This is a genomic window from Undibacterium sp. KW1, from assembly GCF_009937955.1.
Lineage (GTDB): Bacteria > Pseudomonadota > Gammaproteobacteria > Burkholderiales > Burkholderiaceae_D > Undibacterium.
This window is the reverse complement of record NZ_AP018439.1, coordinates 1,101,541-1,118,788: the sequence shown is the minus strand read 5'-3', so window position 1 is coordinate 1,118,788 and position 17,248 is coordinate 1,101,541. Positions and strand designations below refer to the sequence as shown.

The 17,248-nt window shown below is 52.5% G+C and carries 13 protein-coding genes; 7 read left to right on the top strand and 6 right to left on the bottom strand.

What is annotated here, in order from left to right:
* Positions 1–6: 6 nt before the first annotated feature.
* Positions 7–2,379, top strand: coding sequence for a GspE/PulE family protein (locus UNDKW_RS05050; RefSeq protein ID WP_162057829.1), 2,373 nt, complete (start codon positions 7–9; stop codon positions 2,377–2,379).
* 95 nt (positions 2,380–2,474) lie between these two features.
* The gene (locus UNDKW_RS05045) at positions 2,475–2,894 is read left to right on the top strand and encodes a VOC family protein (RefSeq protein WP_162057828.1); all 420 of its coding nucleotides are present in this window, start codon (positions 2,475–2,477) and stop codon (positions 2,892–2,894) included.
* A 432-nt stretch (positions 2,895–3,326) separates the two neighbouring features.
* Here UNDKW_RS05045 and pgi read toward each other — a convergent pair whose 3' ends face one another.
* Positions 3,327–4,973, bottom strand: coding sequence for a glucose-6-phosphate isomerase (pgi, locus tag UNDKW_RS05040; protein WP_162057827.1), 1,647 nt, complete (start codon positions 4,971–4,973; stop codon positions 3,327–3,329).
* Positions 4,974–5,169: 196 nt separating this feature from the next.
* Between pgi and UNDKW_RS05035 the strand changes: the two genes are divergently transcribed.
* Entirely contained in the window at positions 5,170–5,616 is a 447-nt protein-coding gene (locus UNDKW_RS05035) for a response regulator (protein WP_162040052.1), read from the top strand.
* A 31-nt stretch (positions 5,617–5,647) separates the two neighbouring features.
* On the opposite strand, the gene rsmA is transcribed toward UNDKW_RS05035, so the two are convergent.
* The 4 genes from rsmA to UNDKW_RS05015 all read right to left on the bottom strand — a co-directional run bounded on the left by rsmA (position 5,648) and on the right by UNDKW_RS05015 (position 11,364).
* Positions 5,648–6,430, bottom strand: a complete 783-nt coding sequence (gene rsmA / locus UNDKW_RS05030; RefSeq protein ID WP_162057826.1) for a 16S rRNA (adenine(1518)-N(6)/adenine(1519)-N(6))-dimethyltransferase RsmA — start codon at positions 6,428–6,430, stop codon at positions 5,648–5,650.
* A 31-nt stretch (positions 6,431–6,461) separates the two neighbouring features.
* Entirely contained in the window at positions 6,462–7,502 is a 1,041-nt protein-coding gene (gene pdxA, locus UNDKW_RS05025) for a 4-hydroxythreonine-4-phosphate dehydrogenase PdxA (RefSeq protein ID WP_162057825.1), read from the bottom strand.
* A complete protein-coding gene (locus UNDKW_RS05020) occupies positions 7,502–8,878 on the bottom strand; it encodes a peptidylprolyl isomerase (RefSeq protein WP_162057824.1) in 1,377 nt (458 codons plus the stop codon). The genes pdxA and UNDKW_RS05020 overlap by 1 nt, the downstream gene beginning before the upstream one ends.
* Positions 8,879–9,033: 155 nt before the next feature.
* A complete protein-coding gene (locus UNDKW_RS05015) occupies positions 9,034–11,364 on the bottom strand; it encodes an LPS-assembly protein LptD (protein WP_232063240.1) in 2,331 nt (776 codons plus the stop codon).
* Positions 11,365–11,625: 261 nt separating this feature from the next.
* Between UNDKW_RS05015 and UNDKW_RS05010 the strand changes: the two genes are divergently transcribed.
* The 4 genes from UNDKW_RS05010 to UNDKW_RS04995 are packed head-to-tail and all read left to right on the top strand — an operon-like array spanning position 11,626 to position 15,865.
* Positions 11,626–12,576 carry an aminoglycoside phosphotransferase family protein gene (locus UNDKW_RS05010; RefSeq protein ID WP_232063398.1) on the top strand — a complete coding sequence of 317 codons (951 nt, stop codon included), beginning with the start codon at positions 11,626–11,628 and terminating at the stop codon, positions 12,574–12,576.
* 18 nt (positions 12,577–12,594) lie between these two features.
* On the top strand, positions 12,595–13,308 hold the full coding sequence (gene murU / locus UNDKW_RS05005) for an N-acetylmuramate alpha-1-phosphate uridylyltransferase MurU (RefSeq protein WP_162057822.1): 714 nt from the start codon (positions 12,595–12,597) through the stop codon (positions 13,306–13,308).
* Between the two features lie 2 nt (positions 13,309–13,310).
* Positions 13,311–14,669, top strand: coding sequence for a Xaa-Pro aminopeptidase (gene pepP, locus UNDKW_RS05000; protein ID WP_162057821.1), 1,359 nt, complete (start codon positions 13,311–13,313; stop codon positions 14,667–14,669).
* 14 nt (positions 14,670–14,683) lie between these two features.
* Entirely contained in the window at positions 14,684–15,865 is a 1,182-nt protein-coding gene (locus tag UNDKW_RS04995; RefSeq protein WP_162057820.1) for an FAD-dependent monooxygenase, read from the top strand.
* A 29-nt stretch (positions 15,866–15,894) separates the two neighbouring features.
* Here UNDKW_RS04995 and UNDKW_RS04990 read toward each other — a convergent pair whose 3' ends face one another.
* Complete coding sequence (locus tag UNDKW_RS04990) at positions 15,895–17,199, bottom strand: MFS transporter (RefSeq protein WP_232063397.1); 1,305 nt, start codon at positions 17,197–17,199, stop codon at positions 15,895–15,897.
* Positions 17,200–17,248 lie beyond the last annotated feature (49 nt).

The following is a 17,248-nucleotide window of genomic DNA, read 5'->3' as shown; positions in this document are numbered from 1 at the left end:
AAACGAATGGTTGTAACTGCTCAAGCCGCAAATGCTTCCAAGGAAGGTCTGGATCACAGGCTGCAATTCTTTAAACGCCTGCAAACCCTGACCAACAAGATACATGGTGCAGAGGCCCTGGACCAGATCATGCTCGATGTCTCGCCTGACATCTGCAATCTGTTTGAATGTGACCGCCTGACCATTTATGTGGTGGCGCAGGACAAGGTCACCCTGATTTCCAAGATCAAGACTGGCCTGAATTCTTTCAAGGACTTGCGCCTGTCCATTTCCGACCAAAGTATCGCCGGTCACGTTGCCCTGACCAGGACCATGCTCAGCCTGCGTGATGTGTATGATGAAGAGGAATTGCGCTCACATTCGCCTACCCTGAAGTTCCAGAGCGCGGTCGATCAGCGCACCGGTTACCGTACCAAGCAGATGCTGGTGGCCCCTATCCTCGAAGCACAAAGCCACGAATTGCTGGGCGTGGTGCAATTCATTAATCACAAACTGGGCGATGCCTTCAATGCCATTGCCGCCGAAGGCGTGCAGGCCTTGTGTGAAACCCTGGCGGTGGCGTTTACCCAAAAAAGCAAGGTGCTGCCAACCAATACACCGCGTACCAAGTTTGATTTTCTGGTGTCGGAAGCGATCCTGTCTGCACAGGAAATGGAGCTCGCTGTCAGGGCGGCAAGACGCAATCTGCTGGACCTGGAAGAGGTCTTGGCGGAAGATTTTAAAATTCCCATCGCCAGCCTGGGCCAGGCCTTATCCAGATACTTCCGCGTTGCCTATGAACCCTACAAGGCCGAACGTATCATCCCCGTTGATCTGGTCAAAAAACTCAAGCGCCAGTACGTCGAACAGAATTCCTGGCTGCCCATCATGGAAGACCAGAATGGCCTGACCGTGCTGGCCATAGATCCTGAACATACCAATACCACGCATGTCGTCAACCATGTGTTTGCAACTTCCAAGATCAATTACCGGGTCACCACCAGAAAAGAATTCCTGCAAACCATAGACCAGTTCTTTGGTACCGTGTCGGATGGCGGCTCAGTCGATGAACTGCTGTCAGGCCTCGATGATGAGGACGAGGAAAACAGTGGCCAGGCCACTGTTGAAGTATCTGCTGCAGTGGAGAATGAACTCGTCAAACTGATCAACAAGATCATCATCGATGCTTATCAGCAAGGCGCCTCAGACATCCATATAGAACCACGGCCAGGCAAGGAAAAAACCCTGATACGCTTTCGCAAGGATGGTTCGCTGTCACCGTATATTGAAATACCGGCCAGTTACCGCAGCGCCCTGCTGGCGCGTATCAAGATCATGTGTGACCTGGATATTTCTGAACGCCGCAAACCGCAGGATGGCAAGATCAAGTTCAAAAAATATGGCCCCTATGACATAGAATTACGCGTCGCCACCATCCCGTCTTCTGGCGGCATGGAAGACGTGGTCATGCGTATTCTGGCTGCCGGTGAGCCTATCCCTATCGATAAGCTGGGGGTATTGCCCTACAACCTTGAGCGCCTGAAAAATGTGGTCAGCAAACCCTATGGCCTGTTCTTTGTTTGCGGCCCTACCGGTTCAGGCAAGACGACAACGCTGCATTCAGTGTTGAGTCACCTGAACACGCCAGAAACCAAGATCTGGACAGCCGAAGACCCGGTAGAAATCACCCAGAAAGGCTTGCGCCAGGTACAGGTCAACCGCAAGGCGGGCATGGACTTTGCCACTGTCATGCGGGCTTTTTTGCGTGCCGATCCTGACATCATCATGGTCGGTGAAATGCGCGACAAGGAAACTGTTTCCATCGGCCTGGAAGCTTCGCTGACCGGCCATCTGGTATTTGCCACCCTGCATACCAATAGCGCCCCGGAATCCATCGTCCGTTTGCTGGACATGGGCATGGACCCCTTCAATTTCGCCGATGCCTTGCTGGGCATACTGGCGCAACGCCTGACCAAGCGCCTGTGCGGCAAGTGCAAGGAAGCCTATCATCCAGGCAAAGAAGAGATGATGGAGTTGCTGGATGAGTATTGCCAGGAATTGCTGAACACCGAGAACTTCGTCAAAAATCCCATAGAAGCCAGGAAAAAGGTGTTCACCACCTGGCAGACTCAATATGCCGACAAGGCCGGCAAATTCACTTTATACAAGGCTGTGGGATGCGAGCATTGCTCAAAAGGTTATAAAGGCAGGCTAGGTTTGCATGAACTGATGGTAGCAAACGACATGATCAAAAAACTCATACAAGACCATGCCCGCGTCTCTGAACTGCTGACTGCCGCACTGGCAGATGGCATGCTGACCCTGAAAATGGACGGTATAGAAAAAGTTCTTTCCGGATTAACGGATATGAAGCAGGTCAGAATAGTTTGCATAAAATAGTTTTTTGCAAAATCAGCTAAAATCCTGCCTATCTTCTGTACTGCACTGAGTACGCATGGTAAGCACGCTCAGGCAGGATTTTTTCGAAAGCAAACATGAAATATCTGCACACCATGGTGCGCGTCACCGACCTTGAGGCCTCCCTGCGTTTTTACCGTGATGCACTGGGGCTGGAACTGGTACATCAGAAAGAATATCCCAAAGGCCGCTTCACTCTGGTGTATCTGGCAGCGCCTGGCGACCATGATGCCCAGGTAGAACTGACCTATAACTGGGACCCGGAAGAATATACTGGTGGCCGCAATTTTGGCCATCTGGCTTACCGTGTAGAGAACATCTATGAACTTTGTCAGCGCCTCGCTGATCACGGTGTCACCATCAATCGCCCGCCACGCGATGGCCACATGGCTTTTGTGCGTTCACCAGACAATATTTCGATAGAGTTGCTGCAACAGGGTGAGCCGCTGGCACCGACTGAACCCTGGGCTTCGATGCCGAATACAGGTGGCTGGTAATCAGACTACCCATAAAAAAACGCAGACCATGGTCTGCGTTTTTTATTCAATTCTGATGATCAGCGCGGCGCGCTTCCTTATTCATGGCACGTATCAATATAACCATGCTGACGACGATGACGACCGAGACAACGCCAAAAATTCCTGTCCACATAGATGCATTCTGAATTGATTTAAGAGCTTTCTTTATATCAAGCAAGATTCTTTGCGTCAACTTTGCCAACATGCTTTCGAGAAATTTTAACTATTTCTTTCAATTACACCAGCGCCTCAAAACCTGTTTACGATCTGCAGTGAGCGTCAGCGGGGTCAGGGTAACAAAAACGCAGCGCAAAAAGCGGAATGTACTTCTAGTACATGAGCATTTTGAGCAGCACATGAGCCCCATACAAGCCACAACCACGCTCGCGCAGTAAGATCGGAAACAGGTTTTCAAACGTGACCATGCCTGCGGAAATACGCAATCAGGCCACTGGTCGACGTGTCCAGATGCGAATCATATTCCTGGTTGCCCAGAATCGCTGGTAACAGGCGGTTCGCCAGTTGCTTGCCCAGCTCCACGCCCCATTGGTCAAAGGAATTGATGCCCCAGATCACGCCCTGGACAAAAACCTTGTGTTCATACAGCGCCAGCAACATGCCGAGCTGGAAAGGATCAAGACTGGGCATCAGTATGGTGGTCGATGGCTGGTTACCGGCAAATACCTTGTGTGGCAGGAGCCTGGCGATATTGGCATCGCTGAGGCCAGCCTGTGACAATTCTTCGCGCGCCTGTGCCTCGGTCTTGCCAAAGGCCAGGGCTGCGCTCTGCGCCAGGCAATTGGCCAGCAAGGGTGCCTGGTGACCTGGCAGAGGATAATCACTGGAGGCAGCCACGACAAAGTCACATGGAATGAGCCAGCCCCCCTGATGCAAAAGCTGGAAGAAAGCATGCTGGCCATTCACCCCTATCTCACCCCAGACGATGGGGTTGGCCCGGCAGCTCAGCGCTTCACCATCACGGCCTACCGCCTTACCATTCGACTCCATCTCCAGTTGCTGCAAAAAGGCTGGCAAATGGCGTATTGATTCGTTATATGGCAGGATGGCTGTGGTCTCAGCACCGAGGAAGTTGGTATTCCAGATCGAGATCAGGGCCAGTAAGACAGGCAGATTTTTTTCCAGCGGCGCATTACAGAAATGCTTATCCATGGTCTCGGCCCCGGCCAGCAGACGCTCAAAACCATTCATGCCTATGGCCAGCGCAACAGACAAGCCGACCGCCGACCACAGCGAATAACGCCCGCCTACCCAATCCCAGATTTCCAGGATATTTGCATCTGGTATGCCAAACTCATGTGCCTTGCCGGGGCTGGAAGTGACGGCAATGAAGTGCTTGCTGACAGCCCATTCTTCCATCGCAGCTGCCATCAACCAGGTGCGTGCGGTCTGGGCATTGATGCTGGTTTCTTGCGTAGTGAAGGTTTTGGAAGCGACGATGAACAAAGTCGTGCGTGGGTCCAGCTTTTCCAGCAAGGGTGCCAGGTGGGCGCTGTCGAGGTTAGAAACATAATAGAAGTCCAGGCCGGGATGCTGGTAGGCCGACAAGGCACGCGTCGCCAGCTTGGGGCCAAGGTCAGAACCGCCTATGCCTATATTGACGATAGTCTGTATCGCATCGCCCTTGAACCCGCGCCACAAACCGCTGCGCACCCGCTCGACGATATCGCGCATCTGCTTGCGCACTGCCCTGACCTTGGGCATGACATCTTCTGCCTCGTTCGGGAAGGGCGTGAAATCCGTATGCCGCAAGGCAGTGTGCAAGACCGCGCGGTCTTCACTGATATTGATTTTTTCGCCGGCAAACATGCGGTCGCGCCAGCCTTCCACTTTGGACAGGCGTGCCAGGGCAATCAGGCTATCCAGGGCGGGCTGGTCTATGCGCTGCTTGGAATAATCCACCAGCAAGCCATCCAGTTCTACCGAAAAATGCCTGAACCTGTCACTGTCGGCGGCAAACAACTCGCGCAAATGCTGTTGCTCCAGCCTTTGTTGATGTGCCAGCAGGGCCTGCCATTCGGGAGTGTGGGTAATGTTCATGTTATTCCTGGTTTGTCTGTCTCTTGCCTCAGATTATAGGCTACACAATTATGCATGTTGCCAGCTTGTTTATTGCTAAAATAAACATTAATTAACTTATTTAGATTTTTGCAGACAAAAACCTGATCTGCAATTATCGTAAACGAATTAAGCCAAATTCAGGGACTGGTATTTATCTGACTATCAGGGGAAACAGATGAACATGTTGGACAGGCGAGACATAGGCATCTTTATCGTGGATGATAATGATATCAGCCGCTCGATGCTGAAGCATATCCTGCATAGCGAAGCGTTTAATGTCATAGGCGAAGCTTCCAGCGGCGTGGCGGCGCTGGACTGGCTGGAAAAAACCATACCTGAAGTAGTGTGTCTGGACGTGATGATGCCGGACATCAGCGGGCTGGAGATACTCGAGCATATCAAGAAAGTTTCGCCTGATACCGTGGTGCTGATGGTCACAGGCAGCAATAATAAAGAGACTGTGGTCAAGGCCATCAAGGCAGGGGCAAATGGCTTTATCGTCAAGCCCTTCAATCCCGCTACCCTGCTGCAATCCATCAATTATTCCGTGACAAAATCCCACAAGCAATTGAAGACCCTGATAGACCGCAGGAAAGCCTGGCGTAACACAGGCCTTTTGTAATTGTACAAAATGGTGGAACAGTAAAACGGTATCAGGCCTGACGAGAGCTCAACAGATTAGCCATGGCGACATAGGCTTCCAGCGAAATGGTTTCCGGGCGCAGTTGCGGATCAACACCACAAGCAATCAAATCTGCTTCTGACAATAAACCGGCAACGCAATTGCGCACTACCTTGCGTCTTTGCGAAAATGCCTTGGTGACGACTTCTTCCAGTTTTTTGATATTGCAAGGCAAAGCGCCCGGCTTGGGTATCATGCGCACGATGGCAGACTCTACCCGTGGCGGTGGATCAAATGCCTCTGGCGGCACGATGAACATCAACTCCATGTGATAGCGCACCTGCAGCATGACCGACAGGCGGCCATAAGTCTTGCTGCCTGGCTCCGCAACCATGCGCTCGACGACTTCTTTTTGCAGCATGAAATGCTGGTCTTCGACCAGCGGTGCAATCTCGGCCAGGTGAAACAGCAAGGGGCTGGAGATGTTGTAAGGCAGGTTACCCACCACGCGCAGCTTCTGACCTTCAGGCACAGGGATGGAGGCAAAATCAAATTGCAGGGCATCACCTTCGTGGATGATGAGTTTTTCTGGCGAAAAATTTTTCTTCAGGCGGGCGACCAGATCGCGGTCCAGCTCCACCACGTGCAATTGCGTAAGTCCATCGAGCAATTGGCGCGTCATGGCAGCCAGGCCCGGGCCTATCTCGACCATGGTTTGACCAGGGCGCGGGTTGATGACGCGCGTGATATTGCTCAAGACCAGTTCATCGGTCAGGAAATTCTGGCCAAAACGTTTACGAGGGATATGTTTCATATTTTTCTTACTTATTTTCTGCTTACTTATTTTACTTTTCTTGCTTGTTGACCATGCTGGCTGCAACTCGTATCGCCACCAGCATGCTGCTGACATCAGCATGACCCGTGCCCTTGGCCGCCAGATCAAGGGCGGTGCCATGATCAACCGAAGTACGTATCAGCGGCAGACCGAGGGTGATATTCACACCCAGTCCAAAACTCGCATGCTTGAGTACTGGCAAACCCTGGTCATGATACATCGCCAGTATGCAGTCAGCCTGCTCCAGGTATTTTTGCTGGAACAGGGTATCCGCTGGATAAGGGCCACTGACCTGCATGCCAGCTTCTTGCGCTTTTTTGATGACGGGCGTGATGACTTCAATTTCTTCCATGCCCAGGTAACCATTTTCACCCGCATGCGGGTTCAGGCCAGCCACCAGGATGCGTGGATTTTCTATGCCAAATTTGCTGCGCAAGTCAGCATGGATGATTTCCAGGGTCTTCCACAGATCATCAAACTGTATGGCATCAGCAACTTTACGAAGTGGTAAATGTGTGGTTGCCAGCGCCACACGCAGGGCTTGCGGCAGATGCTCATTGGCTTCACTGGCCAGCATCATGACAACGCGGCCAGTATAGGTTTTCTCAGCGAAATATTCGGTATGACCGCTAAAAGCTACACCGGCATCATTGATGGTGCTTTTTTGCAAAGGGGCAGTGACTACGGCTTCACACCATTTGCGCTGCACGCTTTCGATAGACACATCCAGGGTATGCAAGACGGCACGGCCATTGCGCGGGTCCAGCTGGCCGGCAATCACAAACGCACTCAGAGGGCAATCGACGATGGTCAGGCGTTCATTGCCAGAGGCAGGCAAGCCCTGATGCCGCAAGGCTTGCAGGGATACCCCCATCATGCTGATGGCGGGATCAAGCTCGGCTGCCAGCATGGACAGATAGGCAGCGTCGCCTATCAATACTGACCTGACTTCATGTCTTAACTGCCAGGCAGCCCGTATCGCAATTTCAGGCCCTATGCCAGCCGGTTCGCCTACGGTTACCGCGATGACCGGCAAACTGGGCTGTGGCATTATTTTTCTTCCAGGCGGAAATCAACATAGGCACGGTCACGGATTTCACGCAGCCAGTCTTGCAGCGCTTCATCTGACTTACGCTCGCGCACAGCCTGACGGGCAGCGATACGCTGCCTGTCTTTCGATAATTCATCGGCCTTGCGCTCTGTCACCTGGATCAGGTGCACACCAAATTGCGTGGTGACAGGTTCACTGATCTGATTGATCGCCAGTTTGTCCATGGCTTGCTCAAACTCAGGCAAAGTAGAACCAGGGTACAGCCAGCCCAGGTCACCACCCTTGGAGGCAGAACCATCTGCGGAGTGGGTCTTGGCCAGGTCTTCAAAAGTGGCTTCCTTGGCTTCTATCTTGCGCTTGAATTCCAGCAATTTCTTGCGTGCCTCATCTGCAGTCACAATCTGGCTGACCTTGATGAGAATGTGGCGCACATGGCTTTGCTGTTCAGCAGCGGCAGCCTTGGTATCATTCATGGCACGTTTGCCATTGACTTTGACGATATGAAAACCGTTCGGGCTGCGCACGATATCAGAGAATTCCCCCACCTTGACCTTGCTGATGGCATCGACAAACAATTGCGGCAAACGGTCTTGCTCGCGCCAGCCTATGTCGCCGCCTTTCAAGGCTTCTGAACTGTCTGAGTAAGTGACGGCGGTCTTGGCAAAATCTGCACCTTCACGCAATTTTTTCAAGACTTCGTCAGCGCGGGCACGACGTGCGGCGATTTGTTCAGCAGAGGCTTTTTCAGGAATGCTGATCAGGATATGAGCCAGATTCAATTCCTGCTTGGCGGCTGCCTTGTTGTTGGCTTCTGCTGCCAGGTAGTTATCGATCTCGGTTTCAGATACTTGTATCTTGCTATCTACTTCACGCTCACGTATGCGTTGCATGAGAATATCGTCACGAATCTGTTCACGGAACTTCGCATACGAAGTGCCTTCACGCTCGATCTGGTTACGGAACTCTTGCAAGCTCATCTTGTTTTGCTCTGCCAGGCGCAACATGGTGCGGTCGAGCATGACATCATCTACCCGCATGCCATTTTCTTTGGCCAGCTGCATTTGGGCGCGGTCCGTGATCATGCGTTCCAGCAATTGCTTTTGCAACACGGCGCGGTCAGGCAACGGTGTGCCCTGCTTTTTGAGCTGCATTTCTATTTCCCGCATGCGGGCATCCAGTTCCTGCCGGGTAATTACTTCATCATTGACCACAACAACGATGCTGTTGACCTTTTGCGCCTTGCTGTTTTGCGTCTTGGGAACAGCAATAGGGCTGAGTTTGACTTGCGACCAGGCTGTCGAGCTGATGAGCAGGCCAGCAGACACTGCCAGTACTGTGAATAAATTACTTTGTTTCATTTGCAATAAAGGTCGCATATTGGTCCAAAATCCTGTTAAGCCATTCCCGTGAGAGCATCAAAGCGGGCAAAAGTTGCAATATACACGTTCGCTCCGGTTTCATAAACTGCCAAGCAGAGCATGTACAGCATGTGTATTGTTAGTACAGCAAATTATTTATATACAGCAACAAGCTAGCGCTCACTGCCAGACTGGTAGCCTGAAATATTCTTTCTCAAAGCATCAATCGGGTTGGCACCAAAGCCCAGCCTGGCCAGACCATTCAACTCCAGCTGTATGGAAAAGCCCGATGTATTGTTAACGCTATTGGTGGCAAACCTTTGTGCCAGGAAGCGCAATGACCAGCAATCAGCTTTGTATTCAAAGCCCAGCAAGCCATCTACCATCTTCTTGTCCATCATGGAGTAATTGCTCCTGCCTACCATGTACCAGCGGTCCGCCACCGGCCATTGAGCTGAGACATCGACCTGTTCCAGGCTGTTACGCTGATAACGGTATTCGAGGTTCAGTACTTTTTTCGGTGAAGGCTGCCAGTGCACACCGTAGTTGGCACGTACTGACTGCCTGTCTGTCTGGCTCAGTTGCAAGGCCATTTCACCGCTCAATGTCGATGACAGTTTACCAGTTGCCGCCAGCAGCAAATCTGAACGGCTGGGGCTGACAGTATTATCAAGTGTGACTTTTTGCGTATTGAAATAGAAGCGCTGACCTATTGCCAGTTTCAGGCTTTCATCCCCATTGCCTTCGATAAAGCGGGAAATCAGGGCGGCAGTAATCTGGTTGGAGTCGCCTATCCTGTCCTGACCGGTAAAGCGGTTTTCACTAAAAATCTGGGCGAAATTAAAGTCGGCGACCGCACTGTCAAAGTTGGGCATGCGCGACTGGTCGCGGTAAGGGGTATTCACATAAAACAGCCTGGGCTCCAGCGTCTGGGTCAGTGCCTTGCCAAACATCTCGGTCTTGCGCTCAAACACCAGCCCGCTATCCACCGAGAAAGTTGGTACTACGCGATGGAAATCAGCTTCCTTGCCTGGTTCAGGATTCACCAGATGATAGTTTGTCGCATGGAAAGAGATTTTCGGGATGACAAAACCACCAGCCTGCACCAGAGGCAGAGAAATCTGGGGATTGAACACTGCCCTGTCACCACGCACCAAGGTCGGATGCCAGAAGCGCGTCAATATGCTGTCCATGGACCAGTCCAGCCCGGCAATATCGTGTTGCTCGGCATGCAATTGCAATTGCGGCAGCCTGTCATACGGGCGCGCTATCGGCGCAGCCAAATCCTGCAAGACCTGGTAATTCGACGTCCTGAGTGCCAGGCTCCAGAAAGAACCGTAATAAGTCAGATTGGCTTCGCGCAACAGCAGGCGTTGCGCAGTCTTGGTTATCGTGCGTGAGAAATCTGCCGGGTAATCATCGTCAGATGCGGAGTTGATATTCCAGGACAGTTCCAGTTGCGGCAGTAATTTTTGCTGGTGTATCGATGCCACCGCATAACGGTTAGTGCCTGTGACGCGGTCATTGAGCAAACCTTCGACACTGGTTTCACCGGCATAGGTCTCACCCAGATAACGCCCCTCTACCCCGAGTTGCAGGCCGCGCCTGGCGATCATTTTGGGGTAGAGCGTCAAATCACGGTTAGGTGCAATATTAAAATAATAAGGCAGTGTGATTTCAGGGCCGCCCTTGGATGACGCCCCCAGTATCGGCGGCAGCAAACCGGAATGCCGTGCGCCCGACAATGGGAAGGTCAACGAGGGCGTCGCCAGGATAGGCATGCCTTTGAAATACAACACTGACTTGCCAGCCACGCCCTTGTCGAGGCCGGTATCAAGGCTCAGGGTATCTGATTGCAGATACCAGTCAGGGTCCAGGCCTTCGCATGTACTGTAGGTGCCGCGCGTGATCAGGGAACGTTCTTCATCCTGAAAATCGATGCGTGCAGCGTGTCCCTGGGCATTATTGCGCAAGAGTTTATAGATGGGATTGGCGACATAGCCGGAACTGGCATCAAGCTGCATGCGCAAGGCATCACCCTTATAACAGTCGCCGTAACGTGTCATGCGGACTTTACCACTGGCTTCGACTTCGTCTTCGAGATTACGGTACATCGCCTCATCTGCATTGATGCGGGTGCCGCCTTTGACGACTTCTACATCATGCTCAAACTTGATATAGCGCTCTGGCCTGCCAGAGAAATTACCGGCACGAACAGTCACGGGGGCGTTTTTGTCATCCTGCTTTTGCTTTTCGCTCAGTTTCTCCAGTTGCTTCTGGCTGGGCAAGGACTCTTTGGATGACTTGTCGTCGGACTGAGTCGGCAGCGGCGACGGTATAGGGGTTGCCAGTTGTGTTGGTGCCTGAACTTCATCCGGCTTGGCTGTGATGACGTTCTGAGCCATCGCCTGTGAAAAGTAGGCGGGCACCAAAACCGACACCAGAATTGCCGGGATAGTAGGAAACAACAGCGGTGAGTGAGATAATACGGGTTTCCTGCGCATGAATTCAGTGGTCAATAAGCGTTTTGCCAACAATGCTGGACGATATCATACAGACAATATGCCAGAAATCAGTCGCCTATTATAGGTTAAATGCTGGCAAAACCACTTGAAGTATGCAGACAAACTAACTTCCATTACTATTTATACATGTCTTCTACAGCAATCCCAGGGAATTCTGCAGCATCTGCAGCGATCTCCCCCGAAAAAGAACAACGCAAGCAAGCGCTGCAAACCTGGCTTGCCAGCGTAAATGGGCATGCCATGAAGCTGGACAGCATGCGTGCAGCATCTGCCGATGCCAGCTTTCGCCAATATTACAGAATTGACACTGAAGATGGTAGCAGCCTGATCGCCGTCGATGCACCGCCCGCGACCGAGAATACCGCAGCCTTTATCAAGATGGCGAATCTCTTGAAAAGTATCAACCTGACGGTGCCTGAAGTACTGGCACACGATCTGGAGCAGGGTTTCATGCTGGTCACCGATATGGGCATGCACACCTATGGCCAGATCTTGAACAGCGACAATGCCCACAAGCTGTATCTGGATGCGATAGATAGCCTGATCCTGTTCCAGGCGCAAAGCCAGGCCGATGTCCTGCCTGAATATGACAGACCTTTCCTGCTACGTGAATTGAATATTTTCAAGGAGTGGTATGTAGGCAAGCACCTGGGTGTCACTCTGACTGATGCGCAAACTGCGACGCTGAACAAGGTATTTGATCATTTGCTGGCCAGCGCACTGGCGCAGCCGCAAGTATATGTACACCGCGACTATCATTCCCGCAACCTGATGTGGATGGACAAGGGCAATCCTGGCATCATCGATTTCCAGGATGCCGTGTATGGCCCCATCACTTACGATCTGGTGTCGCTGTTGCGCGACGCCTATGTACAGTGGGATGAAGAAATCGTGCTTGACTGGGCCATACGTTACTGGGAAAAAGCCAGACGTGCTGGCTTGCCAGTGGCACCGGACATCGACAGTTTCTACCGTGATTTTGAATGGATGGGCTTGCAGCGCCACCTCAAAATCCTCGGCATTTTCGCCCGCCTGTCTCACCGTGATGGCAAGCACCATTACATCGCGGATATCCCGACTGTCATGGAATATGTGCGCAAGACTTCGCATCGCTACAAGGAACTGATCCCGCTGTTGCGCCTGCTGGATGAACTGGAAGACAATGCGCCGCAAGTTGGCTATACCTTCTAAGGCGGAGTAATAAAACTCATGAAAGCCATGTTACTTGCCGCTGGGCGCGGCGAACGTATGCGTCCATTAACCGATGCCTGCCCCAAGCCTTTGTTGAAGGTGCGCGGCAGGCCGTTGATAGTCTGGCATATCCTGAACCTGGTCAAAGCAGGTATCACCGAGATGGTCATCAATCATGCCCACCTCGGCCACATGATAGAAGATGCTCTCGGTGACGGTTCACGCTTTGGCGCAAAGATACAATACTCAGCCGAAGAACAGGCGCTGGAAACCGCTGGCGGTATTGCCAAGGCCCTGCACTTGCTGGGCAATGATCCCTTTATCGTGGTATCCGGTGATATCTATATTCCCCATTTCAATTTTGCAGAATGCCTCAATACCCTGGAAGAAAATGACCCCTGGGGTAATCCACATCCTGCAGACAAACGCGATATTGCCTGGTTGTATATGGTGAAAAACCCCAGCTTCCATCCGACTGGTGACTTTGCCCTGACACTGATGGGTTTGTCGAATGAAGGCACGCCAAGACTCACCTTTGGCAATATAGGCGTGTATCGCCCTGAAATGTTTGCGTCGATACGTCCGGGTGACCATGCCAAGCTCGGCCCTTTGCTGCGCGAATACATAGATGCAGGCCTCATAGGCGGCGAGCTGTACCGTGGCGAATGGCATAATCTGGGCACACCAGATCAACTGGAAGCACTGAACGCACCATTGAATTTCAAAGGATAAGCATGAGCATCAACACCACTGACTATTCTGCATATTCTGCACGTCGCCAACAACTGATGGCGCAGATGCAGGCGCAAGGTGGTGGTGTGGCAGTCATACCAACTGCCCGTGAATGTATACGTAATAACGACAATCACTTCCCCTTCCGCCACGACAGTTATTTTTATTATCTATCCGGTTTCACTGAACCGGAAGTGGTGCTCGTGCTGGTCGCCACTGCGGACAAACAGCAATCGATTTTGTTTTGCCGCGAAAAAAATCCTGAACGTGAAATCTGGGATGGCTTTCGTTTTGGGCCAGAGGCAGCCGCCAAAGAATTTGCCTTCGATGCAGCTTACCCCATAGACATTCTGGCAGACAAACTGCCAGAATTACTCAGTGATGCACGCACATTGTTTTACAGCATCGCGCAGGAACCGCACATAGACAGCCAGGTACAACAGAGCCTGCAAGCCGTGCGTGACAAAGGCCGCAGTGGCATCAGGGCACCCGGCATCACGGTCGATGTCCGTGAGTTGATCGATGAAATGCGCCTGTTCAAGGATGCGACAGAAATCGCGCTGATGCAACGCGCTGCCAGTATTTCTGCCGAAGCACACGCACGCGCCATGCGCAGCGCCAGGCCAGGCAAATTTGAATACGAACTGGAAGCAGAATTACTCTATGAATTCCGCCGCAATGGTGCGCAGGCACCGGCGTATGGTTCCATCGTTGCTACCGGTGCCAATGCCTGCATTTTGCATTACCAGAGCAATCAGGCGCAGATCAAAGATGGAGATCTGGTATTGATTGACGCCGGCTGCGAATTTGACAGCTATGCATCCGACATCACCCGCACCTTCCCTGCCAATGGCAAGTTCAGCCCTGCACAAAAACGCCTGTACGAAATCGTGCTGGCGTCACAGCAGGCCGCGCTGGAATGTGCACGACCAGGTTCTGTGTATATGGATGGTCACAATGCAGCAGTACGCGTGCTGACTCAGGGCATGCTCGATACTGGCTTGCTGGACAAGAACAAGGTCGGCAGTCTTGACGATGCGATTGCCAGTGCCGCCTTCCGTCAGTTCTACATGCATGGTACTGGCCACTGGCTGGGTCTGGATGTGCATGATGTTGGTGACTATCGAGCTGCCGAAAAGACCGGGGATACAAGGGCTTACCGCCAATTACGACCCGGCATGGTCATCACCATAGAGCCAGGTATCTATGTGCGCCCTGCAGAAGGCGTGCCGGAAGAATACTGGAACACAGGGATACGCATAGAAGACGATATCCTGATCACGGCAGACGGGCATTTGAATCTGAGCCGTGACACACCAAAAACAGTGGCTGAAATTGAAGCAGAAATGCGTGCGCGCTGAAAGTGCTGAATTAAATGACTCACACCATCAATGATGTCGACATAGCGATTTGTGGCGCAGGCCCTGCTGGCCAGGCTCTGGCCTTGTTATTGCAACAGCAGGGTTATGCGGCTGAGCGCATTGCTCTCTACGATGCCAAGACTAGCGAACAGGCAGAACAGGATGCACGCTCCATTGCCATTTCTTACGGTAGCAGGCAAATCCTGCAGGTGGCTGGTGCATGGCCGGTCAGGGCCACAGCGATACAGGAAATCCATGTTTCACGCCGCAGCCATTTTGGCCGCAGCCTGATGCGGGCTGCTCACTATGCAGTGCCTGACCTGGGTTATGTAGCACGCTATGGCGACATCATACGGCCACTGCAGGCAGCCATCAGCAAAAGTGGCATACGCATACAGAGGCCGGCAAGTGTCAGCAATATCGAAGAATCTGCTGACCATGTACGCCTGACACTAAGCCATGCAGACACGGAGGAAATCAGCCATGTCAGCGCCAGCATCGTGATACAGGCAGAAGGCGGGACTTTTGGCGACCAGGAACAGCGCAGCCAGCGCCATGATTATCAGCAAACTGCCATCATCGCCCATGTGAATACTGATGCCCAGATAGCAGGACGCGCTTTTGAACGCTTCACCGAACAGGGCCCGCTGGCCCTGTTGCCGCAAGAAGATGGCTATGCCCTGGTCTGGTGTGTGCGTCCCGAGCAGGCAGCACAATTGCTGGCACTGGATGAACAGGGTTTCAAACAAGCCCTGCAAAACGCCTTCGGTCACCGTCTGGGCAACTTCATCAAAACCTCGGCACGTCTGTCTTACCCGCTGGGCCTGAACGCCCAGGCGCATGCTACCGCACGCACTGTCGCCATCGGCAATGCCGCGCAAACCCTGCACCCGGTCGCAGGGCAAGGCCTGAACCTGGGCTTGCGTGACAGCATGGTACTGGCACGCACACTGAGCAGGCATCTGCATGGAAATTCTGCCTGTGATCCGGCACCAGCCTTGCAGGCTTATATCAGGGAGCGTGAGACCGACAGGAAGCTGACCATACGCATCACCGACAGCATGGCCCGCGTATTTGCCAGCAGCCCCGATGGTTCATTTAGCCAGAGCTTGCTGGGGCTGGGATTGGGGGCGCTGGATGTAATCAAGCCAGCAAAGCGTGTGCTGGCAGAGCAGATGATGTTTGGCTGGCGCTGAGCGCACACCACGGTGCGCTCAGTCATCAATTAATTCCTGATTTCCAGGGCGCGATTCAAGCTCAGCGCTGCTACCGAGCAGGCCGCGCCGGACAACAAATAGAGACTGACATATTCCAGCCCGAAATGGGACGACAGCCCCAGCGCCACCAATGGTGCAAAGCCTGCCCCTACCAGCCATGCCAGGTCAGATGTCAAGGCAGCACCGGTGTAACGGTATTTGGGAGAAAAATTGGAAGTCACAGCACCTGATGCCTGCCCATACGACAATCCCAGTACGCCAAAGCCCAGCAAAATAAAAATATCCTGCCCAAGTTCACCACCGTCCATCAAGGCAGGAACGAAGCCACTCAGCACGGCTATCATCAGTGCCAGCGCAAATAACATTTTGCGGCGGCCAATACGGTCGGCGATCAGGCCAGAGATAACGATACCCAGCATCATCAATACTGCACCTACCATCTGAATTTCCAAAAACTCGCTCAGCGAACGCTTGGAATAAATCGTGATCCAGGACAAGGGGAACACGGTAACAAGATGGAACAGTGCGTAACTGGCCAGGGCTGCGAGCGCACCTATCAACAGGTTACGGCCTTGTGAACGGGTCATTTCAATGATATTGGTAGGCTCCAGCTCGCGCTCGTCGAGCAAATGCTTGTATTCATTAGTAGAAACCAGGCGCAGGCGGGCAAACAGGGCAACCACATTGATTGCAAATGCGACATAAAATGGATAACGCCAGCCCCATTCCAAAAAGTCTTCAGTCGACAGATTGGCAACCATGTAGGCAAACAGGCCCGCTGCGATCATGAAGCCTACCGGTGCGCCCAGTTGCCCCAGCATCGCATACCAGCCACGCTTGTTTTCGGGTGCGTTCAAGGCCAGCAAGGAAGGCAGACCATCCCAGGAGCCACCCAGCGCCAGCCCCTGCCCTATGCGTAACAAGGACAACAAGACGATGGAAGTTACACCCAGATGCGAATAGGTTGGCAGGAACGCAATGCCAGCAGTAGATACACCCAATAAAACCAGAGCAATGGTGAGCTTGGCTTCACGTCCGAGTCGCTTCTGGATTTCCATAAAAGCTACTGTGCCAAACGGACGTGCCAGAAAAGCAAATGAAAAGATCACGAAGGCATACAGTGTGCCTTCCAGCCTTTGTTCAAATGGAAAGAAAACCTGGGGGAAAACCAGTACTGAAGCCAGTGCATAGACAAAAAAGTCAAAATATTCCGAGGCCCGTCCTATGACGACGCCGATGGCGATTTCGCCGGGTGCAATGGAGGAATGATCGGAATGACTGTTTTTGATATTCCTGATTGCAGTATCTGCCATGGAGCTGGAGGGCAGTTCATTTTCATTGGTGCTGATGCTGGCCATGATG